General features: G+C 62.0%; 14 protein-coding genes and 1 tRNA gene. 11 read left to right on the top strand and 4 right to left on the bottom strand.

Translation table 11 applies throughout. The features are described 5' to 3' along the window. Nucleotides 1–160 precede the first annotated feature (160 nt). The 5 genes from pepN (at nucleotide 161) to PQR32_RS27450 (ending at nucleotide 5074) form a co-directional block, all read left to right on the top strand. The gene (pepN, locus tag PQR32_RS27470) at nucleotides 161–2857 is read left to right on the top strand and encodes an aminopeptidase N (protein ID WP_408234287.1); all 2697 of its coding nucleotides are present in this window, start codon (nucleotides 161–163) and stop codon (nucleotides 2855–2857) included. Nucleotides 2858–3052: 195 nt separating this feature from the next. Then, on the top strand, nucleotides 3053–3334 hold the full coding sequence (locus PQR32_RS27465) for a type II toxin-antitoxin system RelE/ParE family toxin (protein ID WP_408216208.1): 282 nt from the start codon (nucleotides 3053–3055) through the stop codon (nucleotides 3332–3334). A 16-nt stretch (nucleotides 3335–3350) separates the two neighbouring features. Further along, on the top strand, nucleotides 3351–3806 hold the full coding sequence (locus PQR32_RS27460; protein ID WP_408234284.1) for a HigA family addiction module antitoxin: 456 nt from the start codon (nucleotides 3351–3353) through the stop codon (nucleotides 3804–3806). Nucleotides 3807–3926: 120 nt separating this feature from the next. Next, a complete protein-coding gene (locus PQR32_RS27455; RefSeq protein ID WP_106283319.1) occupies nucleotides 3927–4943 on the top strand; it encodes a class 1 fructose-bisphosphatase in 1017 nt (338 codons plus the stop codon). 55 nt (nucleotides 4944–4998) lie between these two features. Beyond that, nucleotides 4999–5074: transfer RNA gene (locus tag PQR32_RS27450), tRNA-Thr, on the top strand. A gap of 107 nt (nucleotides 5075–5181) precedes the next feature. On the opposite strand, the gene PQR32_RS27445 is transcribed toward PQR32_RS27450, so the two are convergent. Then, on the bottom strand, nucleotides 5182–5382 hold the full coding sequence (locus PQR32_RS27445) for a hypothetical protein (RefSeq protein WP_408234281.1): 201 nt from the start codon (nucleotides 5380–5382) through the stop codon (nucleotides 5182–5184). A gap of 239 nt (nucleotides 5383–5621) precedes the next feature. Here PQR32_RS27445 and PQR32_RS27440 point away from each other — a divergent pair, with 239 nt between their 5' ends. Beyond that, the gene (locus PQR32_RS27440; RefSeq protein ID WP_408234382.1) at nucleotides 5622–8309 is read left to right on the top strand and encodes an excinuclease ABC subunit UvrA; all 2688 of its coding nucleotides are present in this window, start codon (nucleotides 5622–5624) and stop codon (nucleotides 8307–8309) included. A 20-nt stretch (nucleotides 8310–8329) separates the two neighbouring features. Here PQR32_RS27440 and PQR32_RS27435 read toward each other — a convergent pair whose 3' ends face one another. Then, entirely contained in the window at nucleotides 8330–9241 is a 912-nt protein-coding gene (locus PQR32_RS27435) for a LysR family transcriptional regulator (RefSeq protein ID WP_408234278.1), read from the bottom strand. Between the two features lie 128 nt (nucleotides 9242–9369). On the opposite strand from PQR32_RS27435, the gene PQR32_RS27430 reads away from it, so the two are divergent. From PQR32_RS27430 to PQR32_RS27420, 3 genes are all read left to right on the top strand, one after another. Continuing rightward, a complete protein-coding gene (locus tag PQR32_RS27430; RefSeq protein WP_408234275.1) occupies nucleotides 9370–10485 on the top strand; it encodes an aldo/keto reductase in 1116 nt (371 codons plus the stop codon). Between the two features lie 514 nt (nucleotides 10486–10999). Further along, nucleotides 11000–11149: a hypothetical protein gene (locus tag PQR32_RS27425; RefSeq protein WP_007180815.1), complete on the top strand. Its 150-nt coding sequence runs from the start codon at nucleotides 11000–11002 to the stop codon at nucleotides 11147–11149. A gap of 271 nt (nucleotides 11150–11420) precedes the next feature. Continuing rightward, a complete protein-coding gene (locus PQR32_RS27420) occupies nucleotides 11421–12017 on the top strand; it encodes a chorismate mutase (protein ID WP_408234272.1) in 597 nt (198 codons plus the stop codon). Between the two features lie 148 nt (nucleotides 12018–12165). Here the strand turns inward: PQR32_RS27420 and PQR32_RS27415 are convergent, their stop codons facing one another. Together PQR32_RS27415 and PQR32_RS27410 are read right to left on the bottom strand one after the other, a co-directional pair. Beyond that, nucleotides 12166–13317: an exonuclease domain-containing protein gene (locus tag PQR32_RS27415; RefSeq protein WP_408234269.1), complete on the bottom strand. Its 1152-nt coding sequence runs from the start codon at nucleotides 13315–13317 to the stop codon at nucleotides 12166–12168. A gap of 353 nt (nucleotides 13318–13670) precedes the next feature. Next, nucleotides 13671–13874, bottom strand: a complete 204-nt coding sequence (locus PQR32_RS27410; RefSeq protein ID WP_408234266.1) for a cold-shock protein — start codon at nucleotides 13872–13874, stop codon at nucleotides 13671–13673. Between the two features lie 410 nt (nucleotides 13875–14284). Between PQR32_RS27410 and PQR32_RS27405 the strand changes: the two genes are divergently transcribed. Together PQR32_RS27405 and PQR32_RS27400 are read left to right on the top strand one after the other, a co-directional pair. Beyond that, entirely contained in the window at nucleotides 14285–14533 is a 249-nt protein-coding gene (locus tag PQR32_RS27405) for a hypothetical protein (RefSeq protein WP_408234263.1), read from the top strand. Between the two features lie 530 nt (nucleotides 14534–15063). Next, nucleotides 15064–16209 (top strand): porin, encoded by a 1146-nt coding sequence (locus PQR32_RS27400; RefSeq protein WP_408234260.1) that lies wholly within the window; start codon nucleotides 15064–15066, stop codon nucleotides 16207–16209. Nucleotides 16210–16302 lie beyond the last annotated feature (93 nt).

Here is a 16302-nt window from a genome sequence, read left to right as displayed (position 1 = left end):
GGCTTTCCCGCACGCGGGCGCCCGATAATACGCTGACCAGGCAACTCGGTAAAAAGTTCGCTCCGCACAATTCGCCGAGGCTTTGTACAATGGCTCGACATGCCCGGCCCGCACGCCAGAAGCGCGCTCGCCGACTCGAGTTCCAACACTACAGAACGCCATGGCCGATACCGCAACGCCCAATGTGATTCGCCGCGCCGACTACGCGCCGCCCGCCTTCCTGATCGACACCGTCGCACTGGAGTTCGATCTGGTCCCCGAACGCACGGTTGTGCGGAACACGATGCGCGTGCGCCGCAATCCGGAGGCGTCACGCGCCGCGCACCTGGAACTGATGGGCGAACAACTGGAGTTCGTCAGCGCTGAGATCGACGGCCAGCCGTTCGCCAACGCCCACGCGCACGAACACGGCCTGCGGCTCGACAACGTGCCGGATCAGTTCGAACTGACGCTCACGAGCCTCTGTAATCCGGCTGCGAACACCACGCTGTCGGGCCTCTATGTGTCGGGCGGCAACTTCTTCACGCAGTGCGAGGCCGAGGGCTTTCGCCGCATCACTTACTTCCTCGACCGTCCGGACGTGATGGCGACCTTCACGGTCACGTTGCGCGCCAGTAAGGCCGATTATCCGGTGCTGTTGTCGAACGGCAACCTGCTCGAAGAAGGCGATTTGCCGGACGGCCGCCACTTCGCGCGCTGGGAGGATCCGTTCAGAAAGCCGAGCTATCTGTTCGCGCTGGTCGCCGGCAAGCTGGTCGCGCTGGAAGAGCGCGTGAAGAGCGGCTCGGGCAAGGAAAAGCTGCTGCAGGTTTGGGTCGAACCGCACGACCTCGACAAGACCCGTCATGCGATGGATTCGTTGATTCATTCGATCCGCTGGGACGAGGAACGCTTCGGACTCGAACTCGATCTGGACCGCTTCATGATCGTCGCGGTGAGCGACTTCAACATGGGCGCGATGGAGAACAAGGGGCTCAACATCTTCAACACGAAGTACGTGCTGGCGAACCCCGAAACGGCAACCGACACCGACTTCGCGAACATCGAGGCCGTGGTCGGCCACGAATATTTCCACAACTGGACCGGCAACCGCGTGACGTGCCGCGACTGGTTCCAGTTGAGCCTGAAGGAAGGGCTGACCGTGTTCCGCGATCAGGAGTTCTCGGCCGACATGGCAGGCGGTGCAACCGACGAAGCCGCGCGCGCCACCAAGCGTATCGAAGACGTTCGCGTGCTGCGCCAGATGCAGTTCGCCGAAGACGCGGGTCCGATGGCGCATCCGGTGCGCCCGGAAAGCTACGTCGAGATCAACAACTTCTACACGATGACCGTCTACGAGAAAGGCTCGGAAGTCGTGCGGATGTATCAGACGCTGTTCGGCCGCGACGGTTTCCGCAAGGGCATGGACCTGTACTTCAAGCGTCACGACGGCCAGGCCGTGACCTGCGACGATTTCCGTCACGCGCTTGCTGATGCGAACGGCCGCGATCTCACGCAGTTCGAGCGCTGGTATAGCCAGGCGGGTACGCCGCGCGTGTCCGTGCGCACGCACTACGACGCCGCGCAGCAACGCTACAGCGTGACGCTCACGCAAGGCTACGGCGAAGGCGCGCCGGCCGCGCGCGAAACGCAAAAGGGTCCGCTGCTGATTCCGTTCGCGATCGGTTTGATCGGCAAGGACGGCCGCGACCTGCCGCTGCAATTGCAAGGCGAAAACACGGCCTCGGCCTTCACCACGCGCGTGCTCGAATTCACGCAGACCGAACAGACCTTTACGTTCGTCAACGTGGCGCAGGAACCGCTGCCTTCGCTGCTGCGCAATTTCTCGGCGCCGGTGATCGTCGAATACGACTACTCGGCGGAACAGTTGGCGTTCCTGCTCGCCCACGACAGCGATCCGTTCAACCGCTGGGAAGCCGGCCAGCGGCTCGCCACGCGCGAACTGCTGACGCTCGCCGGACGCGCCGCCACCGGCGTGCCGCTGCAAGTCGACGACTCCGTGGTCGCCGCGTTCGCCCGCGTGCTGACCGACGAAACGCTCTCGCCTTCGTTCCGCGAACTCGCGTTGATGCTGCCTTCGGAAGCCTACCTGGCCGAGCAGATGGCCGAATCGAATCCGGCCGCCGTGCACGCCGCGCGGCAGTTCGTGCGCAAGCGTCTCGCTAACGCGCTCAAGAGCGACTGGCTCAAGGTATACGAGCAGCATCGCACGCCGGGCGAGTACGAAGCCACGCCCGAAGCGTCGGGTCATCGCGCGCTGAAGAATCTCGCGCTGTCGTATCTCGCCGAGCTCGACGATCCGGCTGAAGCGGTACGTCTCGCGTCCGCGCAATACGATGCGGCGAACAACATGACCGACCGCTCGGCGGCACTCTCCGCGTTGCTCAATGCGTCGGCGGCCAAGGGCGGCAGCGCCGAGGCGCAGCAGGCGCTGGACGACTTCTATCGGCGCTTCGAAAAGGAGCCGCTCGTGATCGACAAGTGGTTCGCCTTGCAGGCCACGCAGCGAGGCAGCGCGCAACGTCCGGTGATCGACATCGTGCGCAAGCTGATGGCGCATCCGGCTTTCAACCTGAAGAACCCGAACCGCGCGCGCTCGCTGATTTTCAGCTTCTGCGCGGCGAATCCGGCGCAGTTCCATGCGGAAGACGGCTCGGGCTACGCGTTCTGGGCTGATCAGGTGATCGCGCTCGACGCCATCAATCCGCAAGTGGCCGCTCGCCTCGCCCGCTCGCTGGAACTGTGGCGCCGCTTCACGCCGACGCTGCGCGACGGCATGCGCGCGGCGCTGGAAAAAGTGGCGTCCCAGGTGAAATCGCGCGATGTGCGCGAGATCGTGGAGAAAGCATTGGCGTGATGCCCGTCTGAGCAGCCCTGTCGCATCGAAAAGCCGGCACATGTTGCCGGCTTTTTTTTGCCCTGCGTTCGCCGGCGCGACTGCGCGCGGCAATCACATTAGCCATCTGGACGACTGTTCGACTCGCGTCGGCGGGGTGAAAGTAAACGCATTCACTTAACGGTTTACGTTTAACGCGATGCGTTATATCATCCCATGATCACGACATTCGGCGACAAAGCTACGGCGAGAATCTTTCAGGGCAAGTTCGTGTACTCATTGCCGCTTCACATGCAGGCGCTCGCGCGCCGCAAGCTGTTCATGATCGACGCCGCGGAATCGATCCGCGACCTGCATGCGCCGCCGGGCAACCGGCTAGAAGCGCTGCAAGGCCAGCGCAGCGGGCAATGGAGTATTCGGATCAATGCGCAATGGCGCATCTGTTTTCATTTCGTCGACGGGGAGGCGCTGAATGTCGAAATTGTCGACTATCACTGATTATTGGGAGACCGGCATGGTCATCAAACGCTCCGATCTGGGCAGCATCGATTTCTCGGACATCGACACCGGCGAGAGCATCCCGGAAATCCATCCGGGCGAGATTCTGCGCAGCGAGTTCCTCGAACCGCTCGGCATGTCCGTCAACGCGCTCGCGCTCGCGCTGCGCGTACCGGCGCCGCGCATCAACGACGTCGTGCGCGGCAAGCGCGCCGTCTCGGCCGATACCGCGCTGCGGCTCGAGCGCTACTTCGGCGCGAGCGCGCAGTTCTGGCTCAACCTGCAAATCGCCTACGACCTGCGTGTCGCCACCGCGGCCGCGGGCGAACAGATCGAACGGGAGATCGAACCCATGCCGAAGGCGGATCGCCCGAAAATGCCGAAGGTTTCGACCGAACACGCCCGTGCCGCAGCGCTTGCGGCGAGCGTGAGCGGCAAGCTCACGGCCGGCAAGGCGCGCCGCAAAGCCTGAATTTCAGCCGCACCGGCGTGCCCGGCGGCGTCGCCCTGCACGGTTCTCGCGTAAAAGCACGGAAGCGGCACAACGAACGGTTAAAATCGGAATATTCCTCAAGCCTTCCCGGAGTACAGCATGGCTTTGCAACGTCGTACCACTCTCACGAAGTACCTGATCGAGCAGCAGCGCGAAACCAACAACCTGCCGGCCGATCTGCGCCTTTTGATCGAAGTCGTCGCGCGCGCGTGCAAAGCGATCAGCTACCACGTCAGCAAGGGCGCGCTGGGCGATGCGCTCGGCACGGCGGGCAGCGAGAACGTTCAAGGCGAAGTGCAGAAGAAGCTCGACATCCTGTCGAATGAAATCCTGCTCGAAGCGAATGAATGGGGCGGCAATCTCGCCGGCATGGCGTCCGAGGAAATGGAACAGTTCTTCCCGATCCCGGCGAACTATCCGAAGGGCGAATACCTGCTCGTGTTCGATCCGCTCGACGGCTCGTCGAATATCGACGTCAATGTGTCGATCGGCACCATCTTCTCCGTGCTGCGATGCCCGGACGGCCAGCAGCCCACCGAGCAGTCGTTCCTGCAACCGGGCACGCAACAGGTCGCCGCGGGCTATGCGGTCTACGGTCCGCAAACCGTGCTGGTGCTGACTACGGGCAACGGCGTGAACTGCTTCACGCTCGACCGCGAACTCGGCTCGTGGGTGCTCACGCAAAGCGACATGCGCATTCCGGTCGAAACGCGCGAATACGCGATCAACGCTTCGAACGAGCGTCACTGGTATCCGCCGGTCGAGCAGTACATTGGCGAGTTGAAGGCTGGCAAGGACGGTTCGCGCCAAAGCGACTTCAACATGCGCTGGATCGCGTCGATGGTGGCGGACGTGCACCGTATCCTGAATCGCGGCGGCATCTTCATGTATCCGGCCGACAAGCGCACGCCGGACAAACCGGGCAAGCTGCGTCTGATGTACGAAGCGAATCCGATGGCGTTCATCGTCGAGCAGGCGGGCGGCGCCGCGACCAACGGCGAGAAGCGCATTCTGGACATCCAGCCGAAAAGCCTGCACGAGCGCGTGGCGGTGTTCCTCGGCTCGAAGAACGAGGTGGACCGGGTTACCCGCTACCATCTCGAAACAAAAAAGTGAGTTCAGGGGCTTGCCAAGCTGATAAAGAAGTCCCTATAATCTCGTTTCTCCTGATGCCGGAATAGCTCAGACGGTAGAGCAGCGCATTCGTAATGCGAAGGTCGGGGGTTCGATTCCTCTTTCCGGCACCACAAGATTCAAGCAAAAAGCCCAGTCCTTGCGACTGGGCTTTTTGTTTTTCTGCGTGTGCTTTCCCGAGTCCGCGCAACGCCACGGCGCAAGCAAACCGCGCTACCGCTCAACCACGAAAACCCGGCCGATCGAATTGCGCCGTCATGCCGAGGTTGCGTGCCACAACGGAATCTTCCACACACGCCGGCTCTGGCTGCTGAGTGCCATAGGCCACGACCGCTTCCTGCGGCGCCGAAGAGAACCACAAAATCCGGCCGTCACACTCGATTCCGACCTGACGACCTTTCCAGTACACAGCGTTTTCCATGGCGAACTCTTTGAAGGGCGAAGACTGCCATCTTCCGCGCCAGTCGTGGCGCGTCCGTTATCCACCGCACTCTGGGCGCGGATAGTCGCTTCAATGATAGGCGGTGATTGCTGGGTTGACGGGGTGTGCGCGCCTCGCCTTCACTGGCATCATCGCCACTTCATCGTCGGGCATGTTCCGTGCAGCCTCACAATCGTGCGCCCGATCCGCCGGGCCACGCTTATCCGCTATTCATCGATATGGACGCCATCCGCAACAAATCTCGCTCGACACCGCCCTCCGACGCCCCCGCATTCGCCGGCTTCGTGCGCGTGCGCGGCGCTCGCGAACACAATCTGAAAAACGTCGACGTGCAGATTCCGCGTGATGCGCTGGTCGTCTTTACCGGCGTGTCCGGCTCGGGCAAATCGTCGCTGGCATTCGGCACGTTGTACGCCGAGGCGCAGCGGCGCTATTTCGAATCGGTCGCGCCGTATGCCAGGCGCCTGATCGAGCAGGTCGGCGTGCCCGAAGTCGACGCCATCGAGGGCCTGCCGCCCGCGGTCGCCTTGCAGCAGCAACGCGGCACGCCGAGCGCGCGCTCGTCGGTGGGCAGCGTGACCACGTTGTCGAGTCTCGTACGCATGCTGTATTCGCGCACCGGCGACTATCCGCCGAAGCAAGCCATGCTGTTCGCCGAAGATTTCTCGCCGAACACCGTGCAAGGCGCCTGCCCGACTTGCCACGGACTTGGCCGCGTGTACGAGGTCACCGAAAAATCGATGGTGCCCGACGACTCGCTGACCATTCGCGAGCGCGCGATCGCCGCATGGCCGCCCGCCTGGCACGGACAAAATCTGCGCGACATTCTGGTGACGCTCGGCTACGACGTCGATAAGCCGTGGCGCGACTTGCCGAAGAAAGACCGCGACTGGATTCTCTTCACCGACGAACAGCCGACCGCGCCCGTCTACGCCGGCCTCACGCCGAAGGAAACCCGCGCCGCGCTCAAGCGAAAGGACGAGCCGAGCTATCAGGGCACCTTCACCGGCGCGCGCCGCTACGTGTTGCACACGTTCGCGAACACCCAAAGCGCGCTGATGAAAAAACGCGTGTCGCAGTTCATGGTCGGCAGCGTCTGCCCGACGTGTCATGGCAAGCGGCTCAAGAAAGAAGCGCTGTCGGTGAGGTTCGCGGGACTCGATATCGGCGAGTTCGCCCAGTTGCCGCTGGCCAGACTTGCCGAGATGCTCGAACCGATTGCGCGCGGCGAATGGCCGCAGGCCGATGCAACACACTCGGGCCAAACCGCCGCCGCCAAAGGCAGCGTGCTCAGCAAGAGCGCCATGCGCGATGCCGTCGATAGAAGGATCGCCGCCGGCGGCTCGGCGCACAAAGCCTCGCCCGATGTGCGGCGCACGCCCAACCTGTCCGAGGAAAAACGCGTCGCCGCGCAACGCATATCAGCCGAACTGCTCGAACGCCTGACGACATTGGTCGATCTGGGTCTGGGCTATCTCGCACTCGAGCGCAGTACGCCCACGCTGTCATCCGGCGAATTGCAGCGCTTGCGGCTCGCCACCCAGTTGTCGTCGCAGTTATTCGGCGTCGTGTACGTGCTCGACGAGCCATCGGCCGGCCTGCATCCCGCCGATGGCGAAGCGCTCTTCAGCGCGTTGCAGGGATTGAAGGCGGCGGGCAATTCGCTGTTCGTCGTCGAACACGATTTGCAGATGATGCGGCGCGCCGACTGGCTCGTCGACGTCGGTCCCGCGGCCGGCGAAGCAGGCGGCCACGTCGTCTATAGCGGGCCGCCCGCCGGACTCGCGAAGGTCGAAGCGTCGCAAACGCGCCGGCACCTGTTCGCGCCGCCAGCGCCCGTCGAGCGCGCGTCGCGCGAACCCGCCGGCTGGCTGCGGCTCGCCGGCATCACGCGCAATAATCTGCACGGGCTGGACGCCGCATTTCCCCTCGGCTGCCTGACCGCCGTCACCGGCGTGTCGGGCTCCGGCAAATCGAGCCTCGTGAGCCAGGCGCTGCCGGAACTGGTCGCGAGCCACCTCGGCCGCGTTTTCGAAAACCCGGACGACGACGAGCAAGACCCGTTGCTCGCCACCGCAACCGCGCCGACTGGCGGCCACATCGTCGAAGGCATGGACGCGCTTCGGCGGCTCGTGCGCGTCGATCAGAGACCGATCGGCCGCACGCCGCGCTCCAACCTCGCCACCTACACGGGCCTCTTCGACCACGTGCGCAAGCTGTTCGCCGACACGCCCCTCGCCCGCAAGCGCCGCTACGGCGCGGGCCGCTTCTCGTTCAACGTGGCGCAAGGCCGTTGCCCGACGTGCGAAGGCGAAGGTTTCGTCAGCGTCGAACTGCTGTTTCTGCCGAGCGTCTATGCGCCCTGCTCGACGTGCCACGGCACGCGCTACAACACGCAGACGCTGGAAGTCACGTGGCGCGATAAAAATGTCGCCGAGGTGCTCGGCCTGACCGTCGACGCCGCCTGCGATTTCTTCGCCGACGAAACCAGCGTGATGCGCGCGCTGAAAGTGCTGCGCGACATCGGCCTCGGCTATCTGCGGCTCGGTCAGCCGGCCACCGAATTGTCCGGCGGCGAAGCGCAGCGCATCAAACTCGCCACCGAACTGCAACGCGCGCAACGCGGCGACACACTGTATATCCTCGACGAGCCGACCACCGGCCTGCATCCCGCCGATGTCGACCGGCTGATGGTGCAACTCCAGGGACTCGTCGATGCCGGCAATACGGTGGTAGTGGTCGAACACGACATGCGGGTGGCCGCGCAGAGCGACTGGGTCATCGATGTCGGCCCGGGCGCCGGCGACGCAGGCGGCAAGATCGTGGCGAGCGGCACACCAGCCGAGATCGTGCGCGTGAAGGAAAGCCGCACCGCCGAGTATCTGCGGCAGCAACTTGCAGCCTGAAGGCGAAGGGAGCGTGTGCGCTAGCGAGCGCCGCGCTTCTCTTTCAGGAAATCGATCAGCGCGCGCAGTTTGAGCGGCATCTGCGCGCGGCTCGCCGTGTAGAGATAGAAACCGGGAAAGCTCGGACACCATGCGTCGAGCACGCGCACGAGGCGGCCGTCGTTGAGTGGCTCGCGCACGTAGTCCTCGATGACGTGCAGCAAACCGACGCGCTGCTCCGCCGCTTGCACCATCGTGCGCAGGTCGTTGGTCACGAGCGCGCCGCGCGTCTCGACTTCGAACACGCGCGCCGGATCATCGGGTGGCGCGAACTCCCATCGATAGATCCCGCCGCTCGATGCAAACCGGTAGCGCAGGCAGTCATGCACGGCGAGATCGGCTGGCGTCGCGGGCGGCGCATAGCGCTCGAAATAGGCCGGCGAGCCTGCCACCGCGATGCGAATCTCGCCGCCCAATGGCACCGCCACCATGTCCTGCGCGACCCGTTCGCCGAGCCGGATACCGGCATCGAAGCCTTCGCCGACGACATCGGCCAGACCATCGTCGAGCGTCACGTCGAGACGGATCTGCGGATAGCGTCGCGTGAATTCCGCGAGATGCGGCAGCACCAATAGTTCGCTCGCGACCCGCGGCAAGTTGATACGCAAATTGCCGGCGGGCTGGTCGCGGGTTTCGTCCAGCGCTTCGAAGGCGGCCTCGAGTTCGCCCAGCGCTGGTCGCACGCGAGCGAGAAACTGCGCGCCGGCTTCGGTCAGCGCCACGCGCCGCGTCGTCCGGTTGAACAGACGCACACTCAATTGCGTTTCGAGCGAGCGGATGCTTTGCGATAGCGCCGAAGCCGTCACGCCCGTCTCGGCCGCCGCATGCGTGAAGCTGCCGTGACGCGCCACGCTCGCGAACGCCATCAAAGCCGGCAACTGGGCAGGATCCATCGCCATCTCCATTATTTAGCCAAACTTCACAATCCTTGCAGACAAGCGGCATTTTTCCACGAAAAGAATCGGCGCAGGATAACGCCATCGATTCAATTTTTTCCACGACACCGCCCAAGGAGACTGACATGACGATGAACCGCTATACCCTGCTCGGCCGCTCAGGCTTGCGCGTCAGCCCGATCGCGCTCGGCACGATGACCTTCGGCACCGAATGGGGCTGGGGCGCCGAGGAAAAATCCGCGCAACGGCTGTTCGATCTGTATGTGGACGCCGGCGGCAATTTCATCGACACCGCGGATCTGTACACGGAAGGCACCAGCGAAAAATGGCTGGGCAAGTTCGTCGCGGCACGCGGCCTGCGCGAACGGCTCGTGATCGCGACCAAGTACGGCTACAACGCCGAGTCCGGCAACCCGAACGCTGGCGGCAATCATCGCAAGAATCTGCTGCGCGCGCTCGACGGCTCGCTCAAGCGGCTCGGCACCGACTACATCGACCTGTACTACCTGCACACGTGGGATCGCGTCACGCCGGTGGACGAAGTCATGCGCGCGATGGACGACGCCGTCCGCGCCGGCAAGATCCGCTATGTCGGTTTGTCGGATACGCCCGCCTGGTTCGCCGGACGCGCGCAGACGCTCGCCGACTGGCGCGGCTTCGAACCGGTCGCGGCCATGCAGCTCGAATACTCGATGATCGAACGCAACGCGGAAAATGAATTTGCCGATCTCGCCACCAATCTGGGCATGGGGCTCGTACCGTGGAGTCCGCTCGGCATGGGCGTGTTGTCCGGCAAGTACCGGCCTTCGCAAAGCGGCGCGGCAGGCGGTTTTTCCGGCGATGGGCGTCTCGCGAGCATGGCCAGCGCGCCGCCGCCGGGATTCGACAAGCTGACCGAGCGCAACTTTCGCATCGTGGCGGAACTGGAGTCCGTCGCCAATCTCGCCGGCCGCTCGATGGCGCAAGTCGCGCTGAACTGGCTGCATCAGAAGCGCGGCGTGTCGAGCATCATCGTCGGCGCGACAAGGCCGGAGCAGTTGCAGGAGTCGCTCGGCTCGCTTGACTTCACGCTGGCGCCGGAACTGGTCGCGCGGCTCGACGCCGTCTCGGAACCGGCCCGCCCGTTCCCGTACTACATGTTTGCGGACGGTCATCAGGCGCGGATTCACGGACAGGTCGAAGTGACTGATAAACCGGCCGCATACTCCGCGTCGGTGAAAATCCCCGCGCCGACAGCGTAGAAATAGCGTCTGACGAATGCCCAGCGTTCGCTGCCGAACGTTGGGTTTTCTTATTCAGGCAAAAAATCTTAAAAAGTGTTTTTAGTCGTCAACGAAACTTGAGAATCGTTCGTTTACAAAAGATTAGGGGGCCGAATGGCTCGTACTGAAGGAATGGTAATTAACGAACGTTCGGCCTCTTAAGAAGAAAATCCTCGCGATGCGGCAGTGCACAAAAATCCGCGACGATCGGTTTGATATCGCCACAATATGAATGTGGAGTGCGCAAAAACGAGGGCTATTTGCTGAACAGCCCGAGAGACAAGGCGAGGAAGGGAATGGCGGGGAGTATCGGACTGACTGGACCGATGGCGGCGAAATCAGTGCATTAGCAGTCAACCGATAAATTCTATTCAAACATTCCGTTCCATTGTTGGCCTGTGCCGTTAAAGCAACAAACAACATGTGACCCGCATCGGGCGCTGGTGCAAAACGGGGACCGAGGCCGATAATCGGTTTGTAAAGGAGAAAGATCATGGATGCCAAACCACCGAAAGTTCCGACCCCGGATAAAGTCTTTTGCCCGGATCCGGAACCCGCTGGCGTCGAGTTTCTGGGTGCTGAACTGCCGGAGCACGTTCGCGCCTTTTTCGACGAACAACGCAAGTCGTGCGACTCGAAGTAACGGTGCAGTGGCGCGATGCAGCATCGATGTCCGCGCGTCCGGCGCGTGGCGGGTGCGTGCACACGTTTAACCGCTCGTTTTCTGCTCGATTCGTAACGCGGGGTAAGTCCGTCTGATTCGGACGACGCCTGGCCGTGCGGCCCGGCGTCCGGTTTTGCTCGCCTGTTCAGGTGTACGTCCGCGGTTTCCGGCCGGAACACAGACGCACGTTCGGCGCATCGTCTATTCTTCTGGTTTTTCTTCGTTGGCCGCTCGGCCACTGCCATCTCCCATGAACCGTTCGTACCGCTTCGGGGCGTCATGCGCGCTCGCGCTCCTGACTGCTCTTGCATTCGCGCCCGCTCCCGCCATCGCGGATGGTGACGATACCGCGCTCACCAATCTGATCGCGCTGGCCTCGCAGCGCCTCGCGCTCGCGGAACCCGTGGCGCGCTGGAAGTGGGCCAATCACCAGGACATCACCGACACGCCGCGCGAGAACGCCCTCCTCGCCGATGTCGAAAAGCGCGCCGCCGCGGCGAACGTCGACCCGGCGTTCGCCCGTGCTTTCTTTCAGGATCAGATCGACGCCAGCAAGGATGTGCAAAACGCGCTGTTCGCCACATGGCGTAGCAACCAGGCGCCGCAAGGACCCGCGCCCGATCTGGCGACCAGCACGAGACCGCAGTTGGACCGATTGACGCAATCACTCGTGGCCGGCCTTGCACGCGTGCAGCCGCTGCGTGCAGCGCCGGATTGTCCGTCGCGCGTCGCGCAATCGCTGGCTAACTGGAAATCACTGACTCGCTACGATTCGGCTCATTCGAGCGCGTTGACTCGCGCGCTTGGGCACGTGTGCGAAACGGGTGGCGTGGGCGCGACAGGTTAGTTCTGGACGAGACGAAGCGCGCGGTTTGACGCTGGTTGTTGGCTGCGGTGACGGCGCGCGCGATTGAACCCGCTTTGAACGGCGGGCTATCGGTTGAAAATCAAGCCGCTGAAAACGAAACCGCTAAAAACTGAGTTGCCGAACGCCTTCACGCAAGACTCGCCACCGCCGTTCCACTCGACACACTCAAGGGCATCACACGCAAACCGCGGGCAAGATGGCTCTGCAAGATGCGATACGTCGACAGCTCGAACGGCCCCGCCGCGCTCGACGCATGCAATTCCGCCGCCTGCGCAAGCGACGCCGCATGGCCCACGTAACACCAACGGTCGACGACATGAAACGCGCGCGCCTGCGACGCCTCCTCGCGCTCCTCGAACACGATCGGCCCCTCGAACGGCCAGGGCGCGTCCGCTGGATCGCTCTTCGCGACACGCGGCACCCGGTTATGGCCGGGGCGCAGCGTCGCGATCCACTGCGCCTCCGCGAGCATGGCGCCCAACTCGCCGCCGGTCGCGCGCCACTCGACACGCCGCACCTGCTGCGCAAGCCGGATATCTTTGGACGAGCGCCGCTCGCCGGTCAAATGTGAACGCAGCCGCTGGCGCACGCGCACGCTTCGCCCGACATACAGCGGCAAATCCTCTTCCCCATAGAACGCGTAGACGCCGCAACCCGCCGGCGCAGTGTCGAGCAGATCTTCCGTGATGTCGCCCGCAAGCCGGTAGCGCCGCGTGGTGCGCTCGATCTGCGTGCGCAATACGTCGAGCGGCACGAGGCCGTGCAGACGCTGCCAGAACTGCCAGATCAGATCGGCGTCGGCGAGCGCGCGGTGGCGATCGGACGGCACGAGCGCATGACGCTCGACCAGAGCGTCGAGACCGTGACGCTTTTCCGCTGGAAACAGCGCGCGCGACAGGCGCACGGTGCACAGTACGTCCGGATCGAACGCCAGCCCCACCCGGCGAAACTCGCCGCGCAGAAAACCGCGATCGAAACTGGCGTTATGCGCGACGAACAGTTTGCCGTTCAGACGCTCGAACAGAGCCGGCGCGATCGCGTCGAACGTCGGCGCGCCCCGCACCATCGCATTCGTGATGCCGGTGAGCTGCTGGATGAACGAGGGAATCGGCTGCTGCGGGTCGACCAGACTGCTCCAGCGCGATACGCCGGCAGGCCCTATTTCGACCACACCGACCTCGGTGATGCGATGCTCGGCAGTCGAGCCGCCAGTGGTTTCAAGGTCGACGAAGACGATCGGACCATCCAGGGCCGGTTGCGGCAAAAACTGTTCAGACATGGAAAAGGAGACTTTGGACGCGTGGCTTTGCGGCAAGTATGCACCAGTTGGCGGCCGAGTACCCGGATCGCATCGCATTACGTCAACTGACTTGGAGGCGCAATGTTCCTGTTTTGGCGTGAGCAGCAAGCCTCTCGCAAAACCAGAAAATCATTATGTTTTCACGGCAGACACCGGGAAATGACAGAGAAGCCATTCGGGAGATTTTGGCCGCCCGTTCAAAACATTCCGAACCGGATAGTTAAAACCGATTGCTGCGACCAATATCAATTCAGCATAAAAAAGCCCTCGCGTTTTGCGAAGGCTTTCGTGCGTTCTGCCGCCCGGCCAAGCGCCGCGCCGCGTTGACGGGCTTACAACGGCTGGATGTTCGCCGCTTGCTTACCCTTCGGGCCGGCCTTGACGTCGAACGAGACGCGTTGGTTTTCTTTCAGCGACTTGAAGCCTTCCGCGCGAATCTCCGAAAAGTGCGCGAACAGATCTTCACCGCCCGAATCCGACGTGATGAAGCCAAAGCCCTTAGCATCGTTGAACCATTTGACGATACCAATTTCCATTTTTCAGTTTCCCTAGAGGATTATCAAAATCGGTCATTGCCCTCAAAGCCGAATACCACGGTCACGCCATCCAATCGAACAAGCGGGCAAAATTCAGCATTGCCGTTATACGGGGAACGAAGAATTTCCGTCAAGCGAATTCTCGATATGCGTTTATCACGCTATACGATAAGGCTCCGCTATTGGCTTAAAAATCTCAAGCGCATATTCAGTCCGATCTAAATAATCAGACCAAGTCAATATTACCCACGTGACCATGAGATGCCTGATAGTGGGAAAATTTTCAGTACGTTGCTGAAAATATGTAACAAAAGATGTTTTCCGTAAGTGTTTGTCCGACTTGCTGCACCGCGTTCACGGCCGGAAGATTGAATTCAGTAGTGGTAGCAACGCGCATTAGGGAGATTGCCATGCTGTTCAACCAAATCCGCCGCCTCTTTACCGGGCTGACCCACTCGCACGCAAACACGGCTTCCGAACAATCCGCACCGGTCGCGGACACGCCGTCCATCTTCGAAATCGATCCCATGTGGCACGGAGATCATTGGCAGAACCTGCTGTCGTCACCCATGGACGCGCGTCGCTACGTCATGGAAGACTGGAGCGTCTCGGTAGCGGACGACTGGGACGAGGTGGATGGCGCAGCGCCTGCGCACTGACTCCGCCATCAATCGGCGGAACACAGGCAAAAAAAAGCGCGACTGGGAAGTCGCGCCGACAAAGGTTTGGAGATCTTTTTCGTCAACGAAAAAGTCTGCTTCGGAAAGCAGAAATTTCAGTATACCGGCTCAGTGCCATTTCGATTATTCACATAATTAACAATCATCTGTTTCAGTAACGACAACAATCTCTTTTTTACGTTTTATTACGTTGTTTTTTTGCATCGATTAGTGTCGCGAATCAGCAACGCCACTGCATCATCGCATCGCTCCGATCTCGCTAAAATCGCTGGAAGCCTTTATTCATAAGGCTTGAATGACATTCGTATATCGTTTCCGAACGCGTAATACTTTATTGCGGAAATCGGAATGTCCACTGTGCGAAGTGTCTCTCTACACTCTGCCTAACCGGAAACCAGCGCGATTTTGTTCACCGCGCATCTCACTCGGATTACGCCTCTCGCAGCGCCCGCGTGAAAGGTCTCCCTAAGCCTGGGTTCAACGCCCACTCTCGCTCTCGGAGTTACAAGATGAAAAAGACACTCATGGTCGCCGCCCTCACGGGCGTTTTCGCAACGGCCGCGCATGCGCAAAGCAGCGTGACGTTGTACGGCTTGATCGACGCCGGCATCACCTATACCAACAACCAGCACGGTCACAGCAACTGGCAGGAAACGAGCGGTTCGGTGAACGGCAGCCGCTGGGGCCTGCGTGGATCTGAAGATCTGGGCGGCGGTCTCAAGGCCATCTTCACGTTGGAAAACGGCTTCGGCATCAATGACGGCACGCTCAAGCAAGGTGGCCGCGAATTCGGCCGTCAAGCGTTCGTGGGTCTGACGAGCGACCAGTTCGGCGCCGTCACTCTCGGCCGTCAATATGACAGCATGGTTGACTACGTTGGCCCGCTGGCACTGACCGGCACGCAATACGGCGGCACGCAGTTCGCGCATCCGTTCGACAACGACAACCTGAACAACTCGTTCCGCGTCAACAACTCAGTCAAATACCAGAGCGCCAACTACGGCGGCTTCAAGTTCGGCGCGTTGTATGGCTTCTCGAACCAGGCTGACGGCTTCGCGAACAACCGCGCGTACAGCGCAGGCGCGTCGTACAACTGGGGCGGCCTGAACGTCGCCGCTGCTTACCTGCAACTGAACAGCAACGGCGCAACCGGCGCGGCTGCTGCATTCAATTCGGGTGGCGCAGTGTCGAGCGACAACACGTTCTTCGCCGGCCGCCAGCAAACGTGGGGCGCGGGTGCTAACTACGCGTTCGGCCCGGCAACGGTCGGCCTCGTGTACTCGCAAACCAACCTGTCGAGCCTGGCCGGTATCGGCGCTGGTGCATCGGGTCAAACGGCAGGTATTGCCTTCGGCAACAACAGCGCTCACTTCCAGAACTTTGAAGCGAACGCTCGCTATGCGCTGACGCCGGCGGTCAGCATTGCCGGTTCGTACACGTACACCCGCGCGAGCCTCGCTGGCACGCGTCCGCACTGGAACCAGTTCAACCTGCAAACCGCGTACGCCCTGTCCAAGCGTACCGACGTGTACCTGCAAGGCGAGTATCAGCAAGTCAACGAAAACGCTGTGGTCGATGCCGACATCAACGGTCTGGCCGCTTCGGGCAACAACAAGCAAGTCGCTGTGACCGCAGGTCTGCGTCACCGCTTCTAAAGCTGCGGGTAGTATCCGCGGTCTCAAAGGCGCCGTTCGCGGCGCCTTTTTTATGCCATGGCGCGGGAGGCGACAGGCGAGCACATCGGGCCG

The organism is Paraburkholderia dipogonis, from assembly GCF_046027395.1.
GTDB lineage: Bacteria > Pseudomonadota > Gammaproteobacteria > Burkholderiales > Burkholderiaceae > Paraburkholderia > Paraburkholderia dipogonis_A.
This window is presented reverse-complemented; position numbering and strand designations above follow the sequence as displayed.

Bases quoted from the DNA above. Each gene is read 5' to 3' on its own strand.
- pepN (WP_408234287.1), top strand. From the start codon at position 161: ATGGCCGATACCGCAACGCCCAATGTGATTCGCCGCGCCGACTACGCG.
- PQR32_RS27465 (WP_408216208.1), top strand. From the start codon at position 3,053: ATGATCACGACATTCGGCGACAAAGCTACGGCGAGAATCTTTCAGGGC.
- PQR32_RS27460 (WP_408234284.1), top strand. From the start codon at position 3,351: ATGGTCATCAAACGCTCCGATCTGGGCAGCATCGATTTCTCGGACATC.
- PQR32_RS27455 (WP_106283319.1), top strand. From the start codon at position 3,927: ATGGCTTTGCAACGTCGTACCACTCTCACGAAGTACCTGATCGAGCAG.
- PQR32_RS27445 (WP_408234281.1), bottom strand. From the start codon at position 5,382: ATGGAAAACGCTGTGTACTGGAAAGGTCGTCAGGTCGGAATCGAGTGT.
- PQR32_RS27440 (WP_408234382.1), top strand. From the start codon at position 5,622: ATGGACGCCATCCGCAACAAATCTCGCTCGACACCGCCCTCCGACGCC.
- PQR32_RS27435 (WP_408234278.1), bottom strand. From the start codon at position 9,241: ATGGATCCTGCCCAGTTGCCGGCTTTGATGGCGTTCGCGAGCGTGGCG.
- PQR32_RS27430 (WP_408234275.1), top strand. From the start codon at position 9,370: ATGACGATGAACCGCTATACCCTGCTCGGCCGCTCAGGCTTGCGCGTC.
- PQR32_RS27425 (WP_007180815.1), top strand. From the start codon at position 11,000: ATGGATGCCAAACCACCGAAAGTTCCGACCCCGGATAAAGTCTTTTGC.
- PQR32_RS27420 (WP_408234272.1), top strand. From the start codon at position 11,421: ATGAACCGTTCGTACCGCTTCGGGGCGTCATGCGCGCTCGCGCTCCTG.
- PQR32_RS27415 (WP_408234269.1), bottom strand. From the start codon at position 13,317: ATGTCTGAACAGTTTTTGCCGCAACCGGCCCTGGATGGTCCGATCGTC.
- PQR32_RS27410 (WP_408234266.1), bottom strand. From the start codon at position 13,874: ATGGAAATTGGTATCGTCAAATGGTTCAACGATGCTAAGGGCTTTGGC.
- PQR32_RS27405 (WP_408234263.1), top strand. From the start codon at position 14,285: ATGCTGTTCAACCAAATCCGCCGCCTCTTTACCGGGCTGACCCACTCG.
- PQR32_RS27400 (WP_408234260.1), top strand. From the start codon at position 15,064: ATGAAAAAGACACTCATGGTCGCCGCCCTCACGGGCGTTTTCGCAACG.